The 20,660-nt window shown below is 67.6% G+C and carries 13 protein-coding genes; 3 read left to right on the forward strand and 10 right to left on the reverse strand.

Annotated features, from left to right (window positions below):
- Nucleotides 1–4: 4 nt before the first annotated feature.
- Nucleotides 5–802 (reverse strand): SDR family NAD(P)-dependent oxidoreductase, encoded by a 798-nt coding sequence (locus ACZ5PO_RS31125; protein WP_464186325.1) that lies wholly within the window; start codon nucleotides 800–802, stop codon nucleotides 5–7.
- A 278-nt stretch (nucleotides 803–1,080) separates the two neighbouring features.
- On the opposite strand from ACZ5PO_RS31125, the gene ACZ5PO_RS31130 reads away from it, so the two are divergent.
- On the forward strand, nucleotides 1,081–1,707 hold the full coding sequence (locus ACZ5PO_RS31130; protein ID WP_464186326.1) for a TetR/AcrR family transcriptional regulator: 627 nt from the start codon (nucleotides 1,081–1,083) through the stop codon (nucleotides 1,705–1,707).
- A 48-nt stretch (nucleotides 1,708–1,755) separates the two neighbouring features.
- On the opposite strand, the gene ACZ5PO_RS31135 is transcribed toward ACZ5PO_RS31130, so the two are convergent.
- Genes ACZ5PO_RS31135 through ACZ5PO_RS31160 form a run of 6 tightly spaced genes read right to left on the reverse strand, consistent with a single transcriptional unit; the run spans nucleotide 1,756 to nucleotide 9,597 of the window.
- Nucleotides 1,756–3,414 carry an OFA family MFS transporter gene (locus tag ACZ5PO_RS31135; protein ID WP_464186327.1) on the reverse strand — a complete coding sequence of 553 codons (1,659 nt, stop codon included), beginning with the start codon at nucleotides 3,412–3,414 and terminating at the stop codon, nucleotides 1,756–1,758.
- 30 nt (nucleotides 3,415–3,444) lie between these two features.
- Entirely contained in the window at nucleotides 3,445–3,729 is a 285-nt protein-coding gene (locus ACZ5PO_RS31140) for a formate dehydrogenase subunit delta (protein ID WP_464186329.1), read from the reverse strand.
- A complete protein-coding gene (gene fdhD, locus ACZ5PO_RS31145; RefSeq protein ID WP_464186330.1) occupies nucleotides 3,726–4,625 on the reverse strand; it encodes a formate dehydrogenase accessory sulfurtransferase FdhD in 900 nt (299 codons plus the stop codon). The genes ACZ5PO_RS31140 and fdhD overlap by 4 nt, the downstream gene beginning before the upstream one ends.
- Nucleotides 4,612–7,506 carry a formate dehydrogenase subunit alpha gene (gene fdhF, locus ACZ5PO_RS31150; RefSeq protein ID WP_464186332.1) on the reverse strand — a complete coding sequence of 965 codons (2,895 nt, stop codon included), beginning with the start codon at nucleotides 7,504–7,506 and terminating at the stop codon, nucleotides 4,612–4,614. The genes fdhD and fdhF overlap by 14 nt, the downstream gene beginning before the upstream one ends.
- 10 nt (nucleotides 7,507–7,516) lie before the next feature.
- Complete coding sequence (locus ACZ5PO_RS31155) at nucleotides 7,517–9,082, reverse strand: formate dehydrogenase beta subunit (RefSeq protein ID WP_464186334.1); 1,566 nt, start codon at nucleotides 9,080–9,082, stop codon at nucleotides 7,517–7,519.
- On the reverse strand, nucleotides 9,079–9,597 hold the full coding sequence (locus ACZ5PO_RS31160) for an NAD(P)H-dependent oxidoreductase subunit E (protein ID WP_464186335.1): 519 nt from the start codon (nucleotides 9,595–9,597) through the stop codon (nucleotides 9,079–9,081). The genes ACZ5PO_RS31155 and ACZ5PO_RS31160 overlap by 4 nt, the downstream gene beginning before the upstream one ends.
- A 587-nt stretch (nucleotides 9,598–10,184) precedes the next feature.
- On the opposite strand from ACZ5PO_RS31160, the gene ACZ5PO_RS31165 reads away from it, so the two are divergent.
- Nucleotides 10,185–16,277: a choice-of-anchor I family protein gene (locus tag ACZ5PO_RS31165; RefSeq protein ID WP_464186337.1), complete on the forward strand. Its 6,093-nt coding sequence runs from the start codon at nucleotides 10,185–10,187 to the stop codon at nucleotides 16,275–16,277.
- A gap of 218 nt (nucleotides 16,278–16,495) precedes the next feature.
- On the opposite strand, the gene ACZ5PO_RS31170 is transcribed toward ACZ5PO_RS31165, so the two are convergent.
- Entirely contained in the window at nucleotides 16,496–17,395 is a 900-nt protein-coding gene (locus tag ACZ5PO_RS31170) for a LysR family transcriptional regulator (RefSeq protein ID WP_464186338.1), read from the reverse strand.
- Between the two features lie 137 nt (nucleotides 17,396–17,532).
- Here ACZ5PO_RS31170 and ACZ5PO_RS31175 point away from each other — a divergent pair, with 137 nt between their 5' ends.
- Nucleotides 17,533–17,772, forward strand: coding sequence for a hypothetical protein (locus tag ACZ5PO_RS31175; protein WP_464186340.1), 240 nt, complete (start codon nucleotides 17,533–17,535; stop codon nucleotides 17,770–17,772).
- Nucleotides 17,773–17,794: 22 nt separating this feature from the next.
- Here the strand turns inward: ACZ5PO_RS31175 and ACZ5PO_RS31180 are convergent, their stop codons facing one another.
- Both ACZ5PO_RS31180 and ACZ5PO_RS31185 read right to left on the reverse strand, forming a co-directional pair.
- Nucleotides 17,795–18,877, reverse strand: a complete 1,083-nt coding sequence (locus tag ACZ5PO_RS31180; protein ID WP_464186341.1) for a GTPase family protein — start codon at nucleotides 18,875–18,877, stop codon at nucleotides 17,795–17,797.
- A gap of 58 nt (nucleotides 18,878–18,935) precedes the next feature.
- The gene (locus ACZ5PO_RS31185; protein ID WP_464186342.1) at nucleotides 18,936–20,318 is read right to left on the reverse strand and encodes a DUF2252 domain-containing protein; all 1,383 of its coding nucleotides are present in this window, start codon (nucleotides 20,316–20,318) and stop codon (nucleotides 18,936–18,938) included.
- Between the last annotated feature and the right edge of the window lie 342 nt (nucleotides 20,319–20,660).

Genomic DNA, 20,660 nt, shown 5'->3' on the forward strand with positions numbered 1-20,660 from the left:
GCCGTCAGACCATCGAGTAGCCGCCGCTGACGCTCAGCGTCTGGCCGGTGACGAAGGATGCAGCATCCGACCCGAGGAACAAGACCGCCTTGGCGACATCCTCTGGCGTGCCGAGACGGCGGAGCGGATAGGCCTTGCTGATGCGGCCGCGCATCTCGTCCGTGAGCCAGGGCTTCATCTCATCGCTGGCCCACAGGCTGCTGGGGCCGACGTCGGCGCCGGGAGCGGGCAATGTCGTGCCCGGGCAGACCACGTTGAAGCGCAGGTTGTGCTTGCCGTTCTCGCGCGCCAGCGTCTTGCTCAGCGCGATGACGCCAGCCTTACAGGCGCCGTAGACGCCCTCGCGGAACTCGCCGACGCGCCCGGCATCCGACGCGATGCTCACGACCGCGCCCTGGGCGCGGGCGATCATGCCGTCGAGCACCGCCCGCGTGCAGTTGATCATCCCCCAGAGGTTGATCTGGATTTCTTTCTCCCACTCGGCGCGCGGCTTCTCGACGAACAGGCGGTCCACAGTCCAGCCGGCGTTGTTGACGAGGATGTCGATGCCGCCGAAGGCGTCTTCGACCTGCTTCGCCATGGCCTCCACGTCGTCCCACCGCGACACGTCGGTCCGCGTCACCAGGGCGCCGCGCGCGCCGCGGGCCAGAGCCTCGTCGGCAACCTGCCGTGCCCGGGCCTCGTCGAGGTCGGCGATGGCGACTGCCGCCCCCTCCTCCGCGAACGCCAAGGCGATGCCGCGCCCGATGTTGGAGGCGCCGCCGGTGACCACGACGGATTTGTCTTTCAGGTGCAGGTCCATCTCGCCTCCCATCGTTCAGTTCTTGATACGTACTATCCAGATAGTATCTTAATGATGCCCGATATCCAGGCGCGGGCCGTGCCACCCACACGAACAAGCCTTCGGCGAACGATGCCGGCTGCTCTCGCACCGTTCCGATCGATGCCGACGAATAATACTATCCGTATAGTATGTCAACAAGTCTGCCGCCGCCCTTCGGCAGCGCGCCGCGGCGACGCGTTTACATGCTCCCGCCCGGGCGCGTGATACAAACGGCTGAATCGCAGGTGGAGGCCCTGGTGGCGCAGGTGGAACGCACGACGCGGAAGAGGACGAAGCTGGAGCAGCGCGAGGAGAGCATCGAGAAGCTTCTCTCGGCTGCCCGGCATCTCTTCGTGTCGAAGGGCTATGCCTCGACCACGCTGGACGAGATCACCGCCTCGGTCGGCATGACCAAGGGATCCGTCTATTTCCATTTCGGCAGCAAGGAAGCCGTGCTGATCGAGCTGCTCAAGCGAGCCGAGCAGGTCGTCATCGACCCGGTCCTAGCGTCGATCAGCACATCGAGCGGACCGGCGACCGACAAGATCGTCGCCTTCCTGCACCATCAGTCGCAGCTGGGCGTGACCGACCGCGAGAACATGCTGCTCATCATCCTGATGTCGCTCGAGTTCGAGGACGGGCCCGTCGCCGAAAAGGTCCGGTCCCTCTACAGGAAGCTGTACGACGGGCTCGAAGCGGTCGTCGGGGACGGTCAGCGGGGCGGCGAGTTTCGCGTCGACGTGCCGGCCCGGGAGCTGGTCTCGGTCATCGTCGCCAACCACGACGGCGTGTTCCTCGAGTGGTACCGCCGCGGCCACGAGCTCGACGGCTTCAAGCTCGTCCGCGCCATGCGCGGCATCGTCATATCGGGGATTGCGAAATGACCCCGCTGGATGGCCGGGCCGTCTGCTCCGGCCATCCAGCGATCCGCGTCAGCGGAACAGCAACAGCGACTTCGACAACGTGATCCACACGCCCCACGCGATCGGGATGCCCACGGCCGCCCAGGCCAGCGCCGCCGTCGCGTCGAAGCCACCCCGGCCGATGCCGAACGAGCCCGACGGCCCGGCGCTGGCTGCGCTCACCCCCTGGGCCTGCAGCGCCGCCATCTCCGCATCCTTCATGAACCAGCGCGCGGCCACGGGCCGGACCAGCAGGTTGCAGATGAAGCCCACGACCAGCATGCCGGCCAGGATGTACATGGTGCGGTCATATACCTGCGCCCGCGGCACCCCGGCGGCGATCTGCGCCTCGCGGATGTAGTTCACCACCACCGGGCCGATGATACCCGCCGTCGACCAGGCGGTGAGCAGCCGGCCGTGGATGGCGCCCACGAACTGGGTGCCGAACATGTCGGCCAGGTAGGCCGGCACCGTGGCGAAGCCGCCGCCGTACATGGACAGGATGATGCAGAAGAAGGCCACGAACAGCGCCAGCGAGCCCGCGTGCGCCGCCCACGGCGACAGCGCGTAGAGCAGGATGCCCAGGCCGAAGAAGGTGGCGTAGGTCATCTTGCGGCCGATCTTGTCGGACAGCGACGCCCAGAAGAACCGTCCGGCGATGTTGAACAGCGACAGCAGGCCGACGAAGGCCGCGGCAATCGTCGCCACCGCCTTACGCTGCTCGGGATCGAGTGCGCCGAAGGTCACCTCGGGCTTGCCGATCAGCGAGCCGGCGAAGATCTCCTGCAGCATGGGCGAGGCCATGCCGATAACGCCGATGCCGGCCGAGACGTTGAGGCAGAGCACGGCCCAGATCAGCCAGAACTGCGGCGTCTTGTGCGCGTTCCTGAGGTGCACGTTGCCGGCGGTGATCATCGCCTTCTGCGTCGCCGGCGGCGTCCAGCCGTCGGGCTTCCAGCCGGTCGGCGGCACGCGGTAGCCGAAGGCGCCGGCCAGCATGAAGACGAAGTAGATCGCCGCCATGACGACGAACGTCTCCCAGACGCCGACCGAGGTGGGCGTCTTGAAGGCGTTCATCAGCATGTCGGCCAGGGGCGAGCCGATCATGGCGCCGCCGCCGAAGCCCATGATGGCCATGCCGGTCGCCATGCCGCGCCGGTCGGGAAACCATTTGACCAGCGTCGACACCGGCGAGATGTAGCCCAGCCCCAGGCCGATGCCGCCGATGACGCCGGAGCCCAGCCACATCAGCCAGAGCTGGTGGATATAGACGCCGACGGCCGAGATCAGCAGGCCGCCGCACCAGCACAGCGCCGAGACGAAGGCCGCCTTGCGCGGCCCCACCCGCTCCAGCCAGCCGCCCCAGATGGCGGCGGACGAGCCGAGCAGCACGAAGAACAGCGTGTACATCCAGCCCAGGTCCGCCACCTTCCAGTCGCAGGCGGTGGTGAACAGGGCCGCGATGAGGCCCATGTCGGCCGGGCAGGCGACCGGCTTGGTGATGCCGATGGCCTGGCTCAGCGGCAGCCAGAACACGCTGAAGCCGTAGGCCATGCCGATGCAGAGATGGATGGCGAGCGCCGCCGGCGGCACCAGCCAGCGGTTGAAGCCGGCCTTGGCGATGATGCGCTCGCGGTCAAGCATCCCCGGCTGCGGGGCAGCCTGCCCCACACCTTGCGCAGCAGTCATGATGGTTTCCCCCTTTGTAGTTCGGCTCGCTTAGGAGCTCGCGCCCTGCTTTTGTCGTCCTCGGATATGGGGCAGCGCCTTGCGCACCAACGGCGGCAGGCTGGTGTCGTCCGGCCCGAACGCGACAAGGAAGTCTTCCCGCATGCGCCAGTTCCAGAACTGGTTGATGTGGTCGGCGATGGACGAAGCCGCCTGTTCCTCCGGATAGGACTTGAAGAAATCGGCGATCTGGCCGGCCATGCGCGCCAGCTTGGCGCTGTCGTTGGCGTGGAGCGCCCCGCCCGTCCCTGCCGTAGCCGCGGTCCCGTCGCTCATCGCTGCATCACCTCGTGTCCGCTCCTTTGTCCCGTAGGCGCCCTGCCCCCGTCGCCGGGCTCCGCCAGAGCGCCGGCGAACACCACGGCGCCGTCGTTGCGAGCGATGGCCACCAGGGTGAGGCCGAGACGCTCCGCCCGCTCGATGGCGAGCGAGGTCGGGGCCGAGATGGCGACCAGTGTGGCGGCGCCGAAGATCGCCGTCTTCTCCACCATCTCGAACGACGCGCGGCTGGTGACCAGCACAAAGCCAGTGGTCGGGTCGACGCCTGCGCCGAGGCAGGCGCCGATCAGCTTGTCGAGGGCATTGTGACGGCCGACATCCTCGCGCGCCGCCAAGATGGCGCCGTCCGGGTCGCACCAAGCCGCCGCGTGGACGGCGCGGGTCAGCGCATTGAGCGGCTGGTAGCGCGACAACACATCGAGCGCCGTCGAAATGGCGGCCGGAGCGATAGCGGCGCCGCCGACCGGCCGTTGCTCCGCCATGGGCAGTTCGGACCGGTCCTCGACGCCGCATAGCCCGCACGAGGTGCGCCCGGTCAGGTTGCGCCGACGCGCCAAGTGCTGGCGGAACCGGTCGGGCGCCAGGTCCACCGTCACCACGACGCCGTCGCGCTGGGGCTCGACCGCGATCTGCCGGATCTCCGCGGCCGCCTGGATGATACCTTCGGTGAGGCTGAAGCCGGTGACGAAATCGTCGAGATCCGTGGGGCTCGCCATCATCACCGCGTAGGGCACAGTGCCGTAGACGACGCTGACCGGCGTCTCGACCGCCACGTCCGCCGCGTGGCGCGGCTCAGCACACGCCGCGGCCGCGCTCACGCCGGCAAAGCCGATCGGCTCGGCCGAGACGGCGATGGAGGCGGGCGGCTGGGCCGGCGAGCTACTCTGCCGCATCCGCCAAGGGCCTTGCGATGCGCCGGAGCGTGACGTCCTCTTCACGGTTGCGCTCCTGCCACGGGGAATAGTGGTTGGTGCGCCGCACCTCGACCGCCGTCACCTTGTATTCCGGGCAATTGGTCGCCCAGTCCGAAAAGTCGGTGGTGATGACGTTGGCGCCGGTCGCTGCGTGATGGAACGTGGTGTAGACGACGCCCGGCTGCACCCGCTCGGACACCTCGGCGCGCAGCGAGATGTCGCCGGAGCGACTGGCCAGGGCCACGAGATCGCCGGTGCGGATGCCGCGGTTCTCCGCATCGAACGGGTGGATCTCGAGCACGTCCTCCCCGTGCCAGACGTTGTTCATGGTGCGCCGGGTCTGGGCGCCGACGTTGTACTGCGACAGGATGCGGCCGGTGGTCAGCAGCAGCGGGAAGCGCGGGCCGGCGCGCTCCTCGGTCGGCACGAACTCGGTGATCATGAAGCGGCCCTTGCCGCGCACGAAGCGGTCGACGTGCATCAGCGGCGTGCCGGTCGGAGCCTTGTCGTTGCAAGGCCATTGCACCGAGCCCAGCCGCTCGAGCTTCTCATAGGACACCCCGGCGAAGCTCGGCGTCAGGCGCGCGATCTCGTCCATGATCTGGCTGGGGTGGGTGTAGCCCATCTCGTAGCCCAGCGCCCGGGCGAGGTCGATCGTCGCCTGCCATTCCGATTTGCCCGACAGCGGCGCCATCACCTGCCGCACGCGGTTGATACGGCGCTCGGCGTTGGTGAAGGTGCCGTCCTTCTCCAGGAACGACGAGCCCGGCAGGAAGACGTGGGCGTACTTCGCCGTCTCGTTCAGGAACAGGTCCTGGATGACGACGCACTCCATGGCGGCGAGGCCCGCCGTCACGTGCTTGGTGTTGGGGTCCGACTGGGCGATGTCCTCGCCCTGCACGTAGAGGCCCTTGAAGGTGCCGCCGACCGCCTCGTCCAGCATGTTGGGGATGCGCAGGCCGGGCTCGACGTCGAGCGGCACCCCCCACATCAGCTCGAACACCTGGCGCGTCGCGTCGTCCGACACGTGGCGGTAGCCTGAGAACTCGTGCGGGAACGAGCCCATGTCGCACGAGCCCTGCACGTTGTTCTGGCCGCGCAGCGGGTTCACGCCGACGCCGTCGCGGCCGATGTTGCCGGTCGCCATGGCGAGGTTGGCCATGGCCATGACCGTGGTCGAGCCCTGGCTGTGCTCGGTGACGCCGAGGCCGTAGTAGATCGCGCCGTTGCCACCGGTGGCGAAGAGGCGCGCGGCGGCACGCACGTCGGCGGCCGGGACGCCGGTGAAGCCCTCCGTCGCCTCGGGCGAGTTGCGCTCGTCGGCAATGAAGCGGGCCCACACCTCGAAGTCCGCCAGGTCGCAGCGCTCGCGCACGTAGTCCTCGGCGACCAGGCCCTCGGTCACCACCACATGAGCCATGGCATTCACCAGGGCGACGTTGGTGCCGGGCCTGAGCTGCAGGTGATGCTCGGCGGCGACGTGCGGAGACTTGACGAGGTCGATGCGGCGGGGGTCGGCGACGATGAGGCGGGCGCCCTCGCGTAAGCGCTTCTTCATGCGCGAGCCGAACACCGGGTGCCCATCGGTCGGGTTGGCGCCGATGACCAGGATCACATCGGCCTTGGCGACGGACTTGAAGTCCTGGGTGCCGGCCGAGGTCCCGAACGTGGTCTTGAGCCCGTAGCCGGTGGGCGAATGGCAGACACGCGCGCAGGTGTCCACGTTGTTGTTGCGGAAGGCCGCGCGCACCAGCTTCTGCACCAGGAACACTTCTTCGTTGGTGCAGCGCGAGGAGGTGATGGCGCCGACGGAATCCTTGCCGTGCTTGGCCTGGATCCGCTTGAACTCGCTGGCGGCGTGGCCGATCGCCTCCTCCCATGAGACCTCGCGCCACGGATCGGTGATCCGCTCGCGGATCATCGGCCTGGTGATACGGTCCTCGTGGGTGGCATAGCCCCAGGCGAAGCGGCCCTTGACGCAGGAATGGCCCTCGTTGGCCTTGCCGTCCTTGTAGGGCACCATGCGCACCACACGGTCACCCTGCATCTCGGCCTTGAACGAGCAGCCGACGCCGCAATAGGCGCAGGTGGTGACCTTGGAGTGCTCCGGCTGGCCAAGCTCGATGACCGATTTCTCCATCAGCGTCGCGGTCGGGCAAGCCTGCACGCAGGCGCCGCAGGAGACGCATTCCGAGCCCAGGAAATCCGTGCCGCCGGCGGAGACGCGGCTGTCGAAGCCGCGGCCGGCGATGGTCAGCGCGAAAGTGCCCTGCACCTCCTCGCACGCCCGCACGCAGCGATTGCAGACGATGCACTTGGCGGGATCGTAGGTGAAGTACGGGTTGGACGTGTCCTTGCCCAGGAACAGCGGGTTGGCTGCCCCCGCCGCCGCGGCCGGCGTCTCGCCGGGGAAGACGTGGTTGGCGCCGTCGTAGCCATAGCGCACCTCGCGCAGCCCGACGGCGCCGGCCATGTCCTGCAGCTCGCAATCACCGTTGGCCGAGCAGGTCAGGCAATCGAGCGGGTGGTCGGAGATGTAGAGCTCCATCACCCCCTTGCGCAGGCCCCGCACCCGGTCGGTCTGGGTGCGCACCACCATGCCCTCTTCGGCGGGCGTGGTGCAGGAGGCCGGCGTGCCGCGCCGCCCCTCGATCTCCACCAGGCAGAGGCGGCAGGAGCCGAACGGCTCCAGCGAATCGGTGGCACACAGCTTGGGAATCTTGGTGCCGAGGCTCATGGCCGCGGCCATGACCGAGGTGCCGGCAGGCACCGTGACGCTTTCGCCGTCGATGGTGAGCGTCACCTGCTGCTCCGACACCCGGATCGGCGTGCCGAAATCGATCTCCTTCATCAGGGTCATGCGGCGCTCCTCACTCGGCCGCCATCGGCACGGCCGGCGGGTCGAAATCTTCGGGAAAATGCTTGAGTGCGCTCATCACCGGCATGGGCGTCAGGCCGCCCATGGCACAGAGCGACGCGTCGGTCATCAGCTGGCCAAGGTCTCGCAGCACGTCGATGTTCGCCGGTCGGTCCTGGCCGGCGATGATGCGGTCCATGGTTTCCACGCCGCGCACCGCGCCGATGCGGCAGGGGGTGCACTTGCCGCAGCTCTCCTTGGCGCAGAAGGCGAAGGCGAAGCGCGCCTGGCGGGCGAGATCGACGCTGTCGTCGAAGACGACGATGCCGCCGTGGCCGAGCATGCCGCCGACGGCGGCGAGCGCCTCGTAGTCGAGCGGGGTGTCGAGCAGGTGCTCAGGCAGATAGGCACCCAGCGGGCCGCCGACCTGGACGGCGCGAATAGGCCGGCCGGTGAGCGTGCCGCCGCCGAAGTCCTCGATCAGCGTCCTGAGGCTCACGCCGAAGGCGAGCTCGATCAGGCCGCCGCGCTTGATATTGCCGGCGAGCTGGATCGGCATGGTGCCGCGCGAGCGTCCCATGCCGACACCGGCATAAGCTTCGGCGCCATGGGCCAGGATCCACGGCACGCTCGCCAACGACAGCATGTTGTTGACCACCGTGGGCTTGCCGAACAGGCCGGCGACCGCCGGCAGCGGCGGCTTGGCCCGCACGATGGCGCGCTTGCCTTCCAGACTCTCCAGCAGCGACGTCTCCTCGCCGCAGATGTAGGCGCCGGCCCCGACCCGCACCTCCAGCCGGAAGGCGTGGGGCGAGCCCAGCACGGAGGCGCCCAGCACGCCGCCCCGCTCCGCCGCGGCGATGGCGCGGCGAAGCGCAAGCGCGGCGTGAGGATATTCGGAGCGGATGTAGATGTACCCCTGGCAGGCACCGACGGCGACGGCGGCGATCGCCATGCCCTCGATCAGCACGAAGGGATCACCCTCCGCCAGCATGCGATCGGCGAAGGTGCCGCTGTCGCCTTCGTCGGCGTTGCAGACGATGTACTTGCGCTCGGCCTCGGCCTCGAGCACCGTCTTCCATTTGATGCCGGTAGGAAAGCCGGCGCCGCCCCGACCGCGCAGGCCGGAGGCGCGCACAGCCTCGACGATGTCGGCCGGCGCCATGGCGAGCGCCCTGGTCAGGCCGGCCAAGCCGCCGTGAGCGCGGTAATCGGCCAACGACAGCGGATCGGTGATGCCGACGCGGGCAAAGGTGAACCGCTCCTGGCGCGGCATCCAGCCGAGAGCCTCGGTCGGCCCCAGGTGCAGCCGATGTGCGCCGCCGGCGAGCAGCCCGGCGTCGAAGAGCCCCGGCACGTCGCCAGCGGCAACCGGCCCGTAGGCGATGCGCCGGCCGGCGACCTCCACCTCGACCAAGGGCTCCAGCCACAGCATGCCGCGGCTGCCGTTGCGGACGATCTCGACGGCGAGGCCACGGGCTTCCGCCTCGGCCGCGATGGCGCGGGCCACGGCCTCGGCCCCGACCGAGAGGGCTGCCGCATCGATGGGAACGAAAATGCGCGTGGCCGCGGTGCTCATGGCGCCGCCCTCCCGCCGGTGGCGAGTGCCAGCTCCTGCACGCGCGTCGGCGCGGCGCCATCGCACAGAGCCGCCAGACGCTGGGCGTCGAGCCGGCCAATCAGTTCGCCGTCCACCAGCGCCGCAGGCCCCAGCGCGCAATTACCCAGGCAATAGACGGTCTCGACGACCACGTCCGCCGCCCCGTGCTGATCGGCGACGATGCCGCGGCTGCGGGCGAGCTCGGCCACCAGGCCTTCGCAGCCCAGCGCCTGGCACGCCTCGGCCCGACAGAGCTTGATGACGCGACCGGGCCGCGGGCTGTCATGAAAATCGTCGTAGAAGGTGATGGCGCCGTGGACCTCGGCGCGCGAGACGTTCAGCGCCTCGGCGATCAACGGCACGGCGGCCGGATCAATGTAGCCGAACTCCTCCTGCAGCGCATGCAGGATCGGCAGCATGGCGCCTTCGAGGCCCGCGAGCTGCCCGACCAACTCTTGCGCGACGTCCGTATCCCAAGGCGCGTAGCCGCCCATTGTTCCTCCGTCGACGCGTCCACCCCTTCCTATCTGGGCGGACGACGCCCCTGTTTCAAATCGTCGGTCCGAAGCCGAGCCGTACGACCGGTGCTTGCGGGATCGTGCCTGTCCTTGGAACGAATTCAAATTGATTGTTACGAATGTTTGATAGGATTTGTCTATCATCGAGGAGCAGGTAATTCGTGCTCGTCCCGCAATGCCGACGCAGCAGCGCCCCGTCTTGCCGCCTCGCTCGAGCTCTTCGATTCGCTGGCGGTCGGCCAGCCGCGATATAGCGAAGCTATCAGACAGCGTGTCGGCCGCCGGACGGCACCGACGCATTCGCAAGTCACCGAAGTCATCGGCCGCCCTTCGGCCCGGTGTCATCAATTTTGAAAGCCGGCGATGTTCACATACCTGTCATCCCGGCTGGTTAACCATCGGTCCCGATCAGTCCTAAGACACAGATGGTTCTGCCTGAGCAAGATGCCTCTGCGCTCTTGAAAGGACAGTTCAATTGCGTTCGCTGAAACGATTACAGCTTGCCTCGCGCATTGTGGGGCAAGTCGGCAACGCTTGTCTCATAGATCGATAGAGAGGATGCAATGTCTGACGTGTACTTCGACCTCACGGGAGGCTCTCTCGGCCAGAATGGGTCCCAGAAAGGCCTGATCGCGGCGAGCGGCGCCGGGGACGAAGTGCACGCCATGGCGGGCGACGACTTCACCCGGATCTATACGATCCAGGGCAGCGGCCATCGCTCCGAGCTGACCGGCTCGACGGTGACCACCCGTGGTGTCGTCACCGCCGTCGATACCAACGGCTTCTACATCCAGGATCCGACGGGCGACGGCGACGCCGCGACCTCGGATGGACTTTTCGTGTTCACGAGCTCCGCGCCGACCGTCTCGGTCGGGCAGCTCGTGCAGGTCGCGGGCCGGGTGGACGAGTTCATTCCGAACGGCGCCGCCGCGGGCAGCCTGTCCACGACCGAGATCGTGGCCACGGGCGGCAGCGCGGTCCAGGTCCTTCAGGATGCGGGCACCGCGCCCACCATCACGCCGGTCCAGATCGGCGGTGCCGGCGGCCTCCTGCCCCCGACCGAGAGCCTGATCGCCGGGGCGAAGTTCTTCGAGAGCCTCGAGGGCATGCTGGTGACCGTCAAGGACGCAGTCGTGGTCGGTCCGACGAACAACTTCGGCGAGATCTTCACGGTGGTCGACGATGGCGACGCGACCAACGGCACCAGCGCGACCGGCGACACGGATCGCGGCAACCTCCTGCTGACGCCGGGGTTCGGCGACTTCGGCGACCAGAACACCTCCGGTGGCGACTTCAATCCCGAACGCATCCAGATCGACGATGATTCGGGGGTGTTGGCGGGATTCGCGAGCCCGAAGGTCGATGTCGGCGCGCGGCTGGGCGACGTGACCGGCGTCGTCAATTATGACTTCGGCAACTACCAGATCACCCCCACGCAAGCTTTTTCGGTTGCCCAGGCGAGCCCGATCGAGAAGGAGAAGGGCGAGCTGCACGGCAGCGCCGACCAGCTTCTGGTCGCGAGCTACAATGCCGAGAACCTCGATCCCAAGGACGGCGCGGCGCGCTTCGATCTGATCGCGAGCGAGATCCTCGGCGCGCTGAACGCGCCCGACATCGTGTCGCTTCAGGAGGTCCAGGACAACGATGGGCCGGGCAATGCGGCCGGCTCGTCCGTGACCTCCGCCTCCACCACGCTGCAGATGCTGGTCGATGCGCTCAACAAGGTGGCGCCGAGCGGCGTCACCTACGCCTGGGTCGACAATCCCTTCATCGGTGACGACACGAACGGCGGCGAAGGCGGCGGCAACATCCGCAACGCCTTCCTGTATCGCACGGACCGCGTCGATTTCGTCGAGGGCTCGCTCGCCACGATCGCGGCCGACGGCAGCGCGCTTGCGACCTCCTACGTCGACCAGCAGACCAACCCCGACAACCCCTTCTTCGACTCGCGCCCGCCGCTCGTCGCGACCTTCACGTTCAACGGCGAGGACGTGACGGTCGTCAACAACCACTTCACCTCCAAGGGCGGCAGCGGGCCGCTGCTCGGCTCCGATCAGCCGCCGCTCAACGGCGGCGAGGTGCAGCGCGCGGCCCAAGCCCAGGCCGTGAACAACTTCATCGACAATCTGCTGGGGCAGGATGCCCAGGCGAAGGTCATCGTGGCGGGCGACCTCAACGAGTTCCCCTCCGAGGAGCCGATGCAGGTCGTCAAGGGCCTCGGCAGCGTCTCCAACTACGACGTCCCCGGCGACGACCCGTACGCCGCCATGGCCGACTACGTACCGGGCGGCACCCAGGTCCTGTGGGATCTCATGGATCTGCTGCCGACGGACGAGCGCTACGACTACGTCTTCGAGGGCAACTCCGAGACCCTCGATCATATCCTGGCAACTCAGGGCCTCACCGGCGCGCAGTTTGATGTCGTGCACATCAACGCTGAGTTTGCCAACCAGACGAGCGACCACGACCCTCTTCTTGCGAGCTTTACCATCATGCCTTCCGAAATCGACGGAATCGACATCCTGGAACAGGCCGACCCGACGCTGGCCGGGTCGACCGGTCCCCTCGGGGGAACGAGTGAGCTGGCGACGGCTGTCCTCGGCACCTACGTCACCGGCAGCGGCTCCGGCTCGGCCGAGGTGATCGCCTTCGAGGCCGCCACCGACCGGCTGTTCGTCATGAACAACGTGACGGACCGTATCGAGATCGTGAGCCTGGCCGATCCGGCCAGCCCGACCAAGATCGGCGAGATCGACGTGGCGGCTCTGGTGGCCGGCTATGACGCGTCCGAGAACGGCAGCGGCATGAACTCGATCGCGGTCGCGAACGGCATCCTCGCCGTCGCGATCGAGGCGCCGACCAAGTCGGACCCGGGCACCGTCGCCCTGTTCTCGACGGCGGACGGCAGCCTCATCAAGACGCTCACCGTCGGCTCCCTGCCCGACATGCTGACGTTCACGCCGGACGGGATGAAGCTGCTCGTCGCCAACGAGGGCGAGAACCCGGACGAGGGCGAGGTCGAGTCGCCCGGATCCATCTCCATGATCGACCTGTCGGCCGGCGCCGCGGCGGCGACCGTAACGACGGTCGGCTTCAACGCGCTCGACGGCTATGAGAACGGCCTGCGCGAGGCCGGCGTGCGCATCTTCGAGGGGCTCTCGGCGTCGATGGCCTTCGAGCCTGAGTATATCGACGTCTCGGCCGACGGCACGACGGCCTACGTCACGCTGCAAGAAAACAACGCCGTCGCCGCCTTCGACATCTCGGGCTCAGCCCCGGTGCTGAAGTCGATCCTGCCGCTCGGCTACGTCGATCATGCGCTCGCCGGCAACGAGGGCGACTTCTCCGACCGGGACGGCCCCGGGACCGGGGGCAACAGCGCGGGCGCGATCAACATCGTCACGGCGCCGATCAAGGGCCTTCTGATGCCCGACGGCATCGCAACCTGGACCGTCGGCGGCATCACCTACTTCGCGACCGCCAACGAGGGCGATTCCCGCGTCGACGGCAGCGACGAGGCGCGGCTGAGCAGCCTCGACCTCAACGACGAGGTCTTCGGCGCCAACGAAGCCCTGCTGAAGAGCGAGGACTACGCCGGTCGCCTCACGGTTTCCGCCATCGACGGCGACACCGATCCGAACGCGCCCGGCTACGAGGACATCTACACCTTCGGCGGCCGCGGCATGTCGATCTTCCGGCAGAACGACGACGGAACGATCACCAAGGTGTCCGAGACGGGCGGCGAGTTCGAGAAGATCATCGCCCAGCTGGCGCAGGATCCGAGCTCGGGCATCATCTTCAACAACAACGGCGAGAGCGAGACCCCGAGCTTCGACACGCGGTCCGACAACAAGGCGGGCGAGCCCGAGGGCATCGACGTCGCCCAGATCGGCGATCAGGTCTACGCCTTCATCGGCCTGGAGCGCCAGGGCGGCGTGATGATCTACAACGTCACGGATGCCGAGAACCCCACCTATGTGAAGTACCTGGCGCCCGCCGCGGGCGACCGGGGGCCGGAGATCATCAAGTACGTGTCGGGCCAGGACAGCCCGACGGGCCAAGGCATGTTGTTCACGGCCAATGAGTATAGCGGCACCGTGACCGCCTACCTGGTCGACCTGCCCCCGCCGGAGCCCCAGATCTACCGGCTGCAAGTCCTGCACGGCTCCGATTTCGAGGCCGGCCTCGACGCAGTCGACCGCGCCGGCAACTTCGCCGCGATCGTCGATTACCTCGAGGACACGCAGACGAACTCGATCACGCTCTCCTCGGGCGACAACTTCCTGCCGAGCCCGTTCTTCAGTGCCGGCGGTGATCCGGCGCTGAAGGAAGTCTACGAGACGGCGCTCGAGAGCTACTACCACCTGGCGCCCGGCACGCTGAACATCTCGCCCGGCTTCGGCACCGCCGACATCTCGATGCTCAACATCATCGGGGTGCAGGCCTCGGCGATCGGCAACCACGAATTCGACGCCGGCACCAACCCGCTGGCCGCGATCATCCGGCAGACGGCCGGATATCCGGGCGCCCAGTTCCCCTACTTGGCCTCCAATCTCAATTTCTCGGGGGATGCCAACCTGAACCCGCTCTACACGAGCGAGATCAGGGGCGCGGAGACCTTCGGGGGCATCGGCGCCAAGATCGCCCCGGCCACGATCATCACCGAGAACGGCGAGAAGATCGGCGTCGTCGGCGCGACGACCCAGATCGTCGAGAGCATCTCCTCGACCGGCGGCGTGGAGGTGATCGGGCCGAAGGAGGACGACATGGCCGCGCTCGCGGCCGTCCTGCAGCCCACCATCGACGCGCTCCTGGCGCAGGGCATCAACAAGATCATCGTCGTCTCTCACCTCCAGCAGCTGAGCCTCGAGAAGGCGCTGGCGCCGCTCCTGCATGGTGTCGACATCATCGTGGCGGGTGGCTCGCACACCCTCCTCGCCGATGACGAGGATGTGTCGCGCGGGCTTCATCCGGGTGACACCCCCGGCGGCACCTATCCGATCGTCACCGCCAACGCCGACGGCAAGACCACCGTCATCGTCAACACCGACAACGAGTATTCCTATGTCGGACGGCTGGTGGTCGACTTCGACCAGAACGGCGACGTCATCGCCGACAGCATCGACGCGAACGTGAGCGGCGCCTTCGCCACCACCGACGCCGGGGTAGCAGCGCTGTACGCCAACCCGATCGACATCGATGGCGACGGCCAGGTGGACACCGATCCGTTCAAGGACGGCAGCCGCGGCGACCTCGTCCGCGACATCGCCCAGGGCGTCGGCGCGATCATCGAGCAGCAGGACGCGAACATCTTCGGCCGCACGGACGTCTATCTCGAGGGCCGGCGCGGCGAGGTGCGGACCGAGGAGACCAATCTCGGCAACCTCTCCGCCGACGCCAATCTCTGGTACGCGCAGCAGGTCGATCAGGCCGTCCTCATCTCGATCAAGAACGGCGGCGGCATCCGCGACTCGATCGGCACGATCAATCCCGACCCGAACAACCCGCAGGAGCTGCCCCCGACGGCGAACCCGGATGTCGGCAAGGACGCCGGCGAGATCTCGCAGCTCGACATCGCGAACTCGCTGCGCTTCAACAACGCCCTGTCGCTGGTCACGGTGACGCCGGAGCAGCTGCTCGAAGTGCTCGAGCATGCGGTCGAGGCGACCACGCCGGGCGCGACGCCCGGCCAGTTCGCCCAGATCGGCGGCATCTCGTTCAGCTTCGACAAGGACCTGCCGGCCGGGGACCGCGTCGTGTCGGCCGCGCTCATCGACGAGAACGGCCGTCCGACGACCGTCATCGTGCGCGACGGCGAAGTGACCGACGATGCGCCGGAGGCGATCCGCATGGTGACCCTCAGCTTCCTCCTGCAAGGCGGCGACGGCTATCCGTTCCAGGACTTCATCAATGCGGATCCGAGCTTTGCGAATGTCGTCAACCTGACGCCGGACATCGTGCCGGATGCGGGCCAGGTCGCGAACTTCGCGGCCGAAGGGACGGAGCAGGACGCCTTCGCCGAGTACATGCACGAGTTCTACTCCGAGACGCCCTACGCCCAGACGGACACGACCCCGGCCGACGACACGCGCATCCAGAACCTCGACTTCCGCGAGGACACGGTGCTCGACGGCATTGGGGAAGGCGGCCTGAACCAGATCTCCGGTACCGAGAAGAACGATCTGCTGATCGGGTCGAACGGTGACGACCGGATCGATGCCAAGGGCGGCGGGGACGTCGTCCAGGGGCTCGCCGGCAACGACGGGATCTACGGCGGGGACGGCAACGACGTTCTCCTCGGAGGCGACGGGAACGACACCATCTTCGGCGGTGCAGGTACCGACAGGCTGCTGGGCGGCGCGGGCGACGACAGGCTGGTCGGCGGCGCCGGCAACGACACCCTTTACGGCGATCTGGGCGACGACACGTTTGTGTTCCGGCTCGGCGACGGTTTCGACACCATTCTGGACTTCCAGACCGGCGACGATGTCATCGAGCTGTCGGCGAAGGGCTTCTCCGACTTCGCCGCTCTCCAGGCGACTGGCCTTCACAACGGCTACCTGGGAGCCCAGATCTCTTATGCCGACGGCTCGACGCTGACGCTCATGGGCGTGAAGGCGAGCAGCCTGAGCGCAAGCGACTTCCACTTCGTCTGAGGCCTTCGGGAGGGGCGACCACATCGCCTCTCCCACCCCCCCGAGCCGCCTCGGGGGCCTCTCCGACAGCTCCCTGCCGAAACTTGGCCCCGCCGGCCCGCGCCGGCGGGGCCTTCACATGTGATCACGCGAGGGCCGCGGTCAGCCGCCAGGAGCACCGACACGCGGCTGCCCCTCAGGCGTCTAACCGGTCCGGCCGGGCGTCCGTTTGCAACCGGTCACCGCACCGGGCCGAGGGCGCCGATCGGACCGGTCATCATCAGCAGGTTGCGCGCCAGCGGAGCGATCGGCTGGCGGTCGGCGACGATCAGGCCGATGGTGCGCTGCGCCTCCGGCCGGACCAGCTTGACCGCGCGCGTCCCGATCGGAATGCCGAAGAACTCCAGCAGCTGGCGCGAGACGATGCTGGAGATGCCCAGCAGGCCGGCGTGCGAGCACAGATTGAAGATCGAATTGGTCTCCATCGCCGGCACCGGTGCCTGGCCGACGGAGCGGAAGATGCCGTCGATGATGCGCCGGTTCTGCATGTCCGAGGTCAGCAGGCACAGCTTCTGCCGCGCCGCCTCCTCCCAGGTGATCTCGCTGCGCCCGGCGAGCGGGCTGTCCTCGCGCATCAGCAGCACGTAGGATTCCTGGTAGATCGGCTTGGAGATGACGCCGTCGAGCGGCTCGTTGTCGAGGTAGGTCAGGCCGACGTCGAGCTCGAAATGGTCGATGCGGCTCTGGATCTCCTGCGAGGTCAGGGACAGCACGGTGAGCGACACCGCGGGGAAGCTCTCCGAGAACGGCGCGGTGATGTGCGCGACCATGGGCAGCGCCGTCGGGATGGCGCCGAGCCGCAGGCGCCCGCTGACCCCCTGACGCAGCTCGGCGATCGACTGGCGCAGCAGCTCGGCCTCGGCCAGGATGCGGCGAGCGTGGGCGACGACCACCTCGCCCTCCTTGGTCAGCCCCTTGAACTGCCGACCGCGTTCGACGATGAGCACGCCCAGCTCCTCCTCGAGCTGCACGATGGCGGTCGACAGCGTCGGCTGGGAGATGTGGCAGGCATCGGCGGCGCGGCGGAAGTGCTTTTCGCGCGCCAGCGCGTCGAGATAGATCAGCTGCTTGATGACCATCGCGGCTTCGCCTCCCCAACCGGCCCGATGCGGCAGGACTGGACGATCATGGTCCTGGACGGCTTGCCGCAGGCTTTGCTCGGCGTTCCCCAACGTCGCTGCTACACTCGCAGGGAGGAGAGGATAGGACAGCGATCATGGCAATCCTTGAACGCGAATTTTACCGCAGCGCCAGGGGCCCGGCGCCGGCCGACGAAGATGCCTGGCGCCTCGTGTTCGATCCGCGCCGCCTGCACCTCGTGGTGCGCCACGAATGGCAGACGACGCGCGACAGCGGCAAGCACGAGTTCACGGTTGACGAGTTCCTCGCCCAACCGGGCGCTGCGCAAGAGGCCCTGATCGCGCTTCTCTTCGAGCGGGTTGGCGCCGACGCCTGATGTCGGCAGCCGCTCGACGGCGTCACGACTGAGTGCCACCGGAGGCGTTGAGGTATTCCTCGGCCGTCTTGTGGCACTCCTCGACGAAGTTCAGGCCGGCGCGGCGCACGATGAGGAACCCGAGGCCGGCGGACACGGCCATCCCGAACATCGGGACATAGCGGCCCACCTGCTGGATCAGCGCCGGGCCGCCGGCGGCCTTCAGCAGCGCCATGACACCGCCTGACGCCAACGTATGGACGATGCCGCGCGCGCCGAGCAGCCAGGTCGGCGGGTCGCCCAGCACCTTGATTCTGGCGATCTGGTCGATGTCGTAGGCCGTCGACACCCGATTGAGCATCGCCGTGACGTTGGCGACGTCGACCGCCACGTTCATGCCGGGCACCGGATTGATGCCGTTGGCGGCGGCGATGAGGGAATGCATGGTCACCATCTCCTCGACGGCGTCCCGCTTCTTCTTCAGGAAGCCCTCGGTGAAGGCCTGGAAGTCGCGGTAGACGATTTCGGCCTTGGCCTTTCCGGCGTCCCGGGCGTGATGGACGATGGCCTCGGTCAGCTTCGCCAGCCGCTCCCGGAACTTGCCGTAGCGACTGTTCGAGCTGACGAACAAAAGATCGACACGGCGTTTCAGGAGGCGCTGCAAGTCCTCCGCTATCTCCGCTTCGAGCTCCTCGTCCGTCTTCTCGTCGTCGTAGAGGGTGTCGCACTGGGTGCGCACGAAGATGATGGGCTTCCCGGTCTTGGCGATCGTCTCATAGATGATCAGGTCTTCTTCCAGGAACTTGCCGCTGGCGCACCAGAGGAACATGTCGAATGTCTCGACGCCGAACTCGGTCATCACCCGGTCGAGCGTGAACTCCCGGGTACCGTAGCCCGGCAGGTCGATGAAGATCACCTGGCCCCATTCATGCCGCTGCGCCGTGCGCGTCTTGTCGGTCGACACGCCGACGTCGCAGACCTTCCGGCCGACGAGCCGATTGATCAGGGAGCTCTTGCCGGCGCCGCCGCGTCCGACGAGCGCGATCGTCAGGCGCTCGCTCTCACGTTCCTCGATCTTTCGGCGCGCGTACTGCGCGGCTTCCGCGAGGGAAACCTGACCAACCAAGGTGCCATCGGCCATCTGATACCTACCCCTATATGGACGGCCGAGCTGCGCCGGCGCCTCACGACGCGCGTTTGGTCGCTTTGGTCTTGCTGCGCTGCCAGGCGACCAGGCGCGCATAATCGCGCTTCGTCTGCTCGGCGTAGAGCATGGCGAAACTGGCGAGAGCGTCGTCGAAGACGTCGGCCTTGCCCATGTAGCCGGCGAGGGCCGCCACATCGCCGGAGCGCGCGTGGGCACGTGCAAGGCAGCGTCCGCACAGCGTCGCGTAGGCCGGCAGCGCGCTCCCCTCGATCAGCTCGCCGAGCGATCCGATGCGCGGGTTCTTGAGGTGACGGACATAGAAGAAGCGGGCGGCGTTCTCGTCCTCGCACCATCCGAGGAACAGATCGCTCGCCGCCTGCATGATGCGCTGGCCCTCGACAACCCGCTCGCCCTGCTGGCCGTCGAACGCCCGCAGGTTGCCGAGCCTCTCGAGCACCGACGCTTGAGCCTCCTTGATCTGCAGGAACAGCGGCTCCCCATCGGGGGTCATGTACAGGCCGATGGCGCAGAAGGTCCCGACGCTGCCCACACCGACCACCTTGAAGGCGACGTCGTCGAGCGCATAGCGGTCGACGAGGAGGCGCACGTCAGGCCGAAGCGCACTATGATAGGCGGCCAGGGTGGCGCGCGCGTGCGCATCGGCCATCTCGTCGAGATGGTAGATGAGCGGCGGCCGGTCGGCGATATGGGTCACGCCGCCCTCGGTGGTCGCCAGATGCGGGAAATTGCCATCCTTGGCCAGGTTCCGCTCGGCTTTGTCCAACGTCTCGACGATCTTGGCGACAAGCTTCGGGTCGTCGATCCGCTTGAGCTCGCGATCGAGCTCGATGCTCGTGTGCCAGATCTCGAGCGGCGACATCGCGGCGAGCTCGGCGATATACTCGCGGTAGGCCTGGACCGTAGCCTGGGCGGTGGCCCTGGCCTTCTTGTCGGACAGGCCGGCATCCAGCGCCGCCACGGCGACGCTGGCAGCCAGCCGCTTGATATCGACGGTAAAGTCGACGCCTGGGTGCGTTTCGTCGAAGTCGTTGATATCGAAAATAATCTTGCCTTCCGGTGTATCGAAGGCACCAAAATTCATCAGATGGCAGTCGCCGCAGGCCTGCACCGAGATGCCCGCCCGCGGCGCCCCAGCCAGGTCCGTCGCCATGATCGCCGCGGCGCCGCGCAGGAACGCGAATGCAGACGCCGCCATGCGCTCGTAGCGGATCGGCAGGAGGCTGGCGATGCGTGTGCGGCCCGTCTCTTCCAGGATGGCGACCGGGTCGCGCTTCTCGGTCACCTTGTAGTCGGCGTGGCTCTCGCGCGGCACCTCCGCGCGAAGCCTCTTGCCGGCTTCGAAGTAGGCCTCGCGGGATTGGCGAGCCTCGCCCGCCTCAGCAATCATCGAACCAACCATGGCAAGCCTCCTGTCTCACATGCCGCGCCATCCGGCACAGTCGGCTCACGGGGGGCCGGCCGCCTCTTCGGGCATGCTGAAAGCCGAGCACACGATCGCGTGGTATACGCGATTGCGCGCATACAGGCCAGACGGGGGCCCCTGGAGACGCGCTAACCGGACGGCTTGCCGCAGGGCGCATCGGGCAATCGCTGAGACGTCGCCGCGGTCGCCCTGCCCTGCACGCGCATGATCCCGCCCCTTGGTAAACGGCATCGCCATGCCCAGTGTTAGAGCCCCCCCGCGTTGGCGCGTGATCGCAGCCCGCTCGCGGGGCGCCGACCGCCGCGGCCTGCGTCTGCG

It is taken from the genome of Chelatococcus sp. KU-N122, assembly GCF_055391085.1.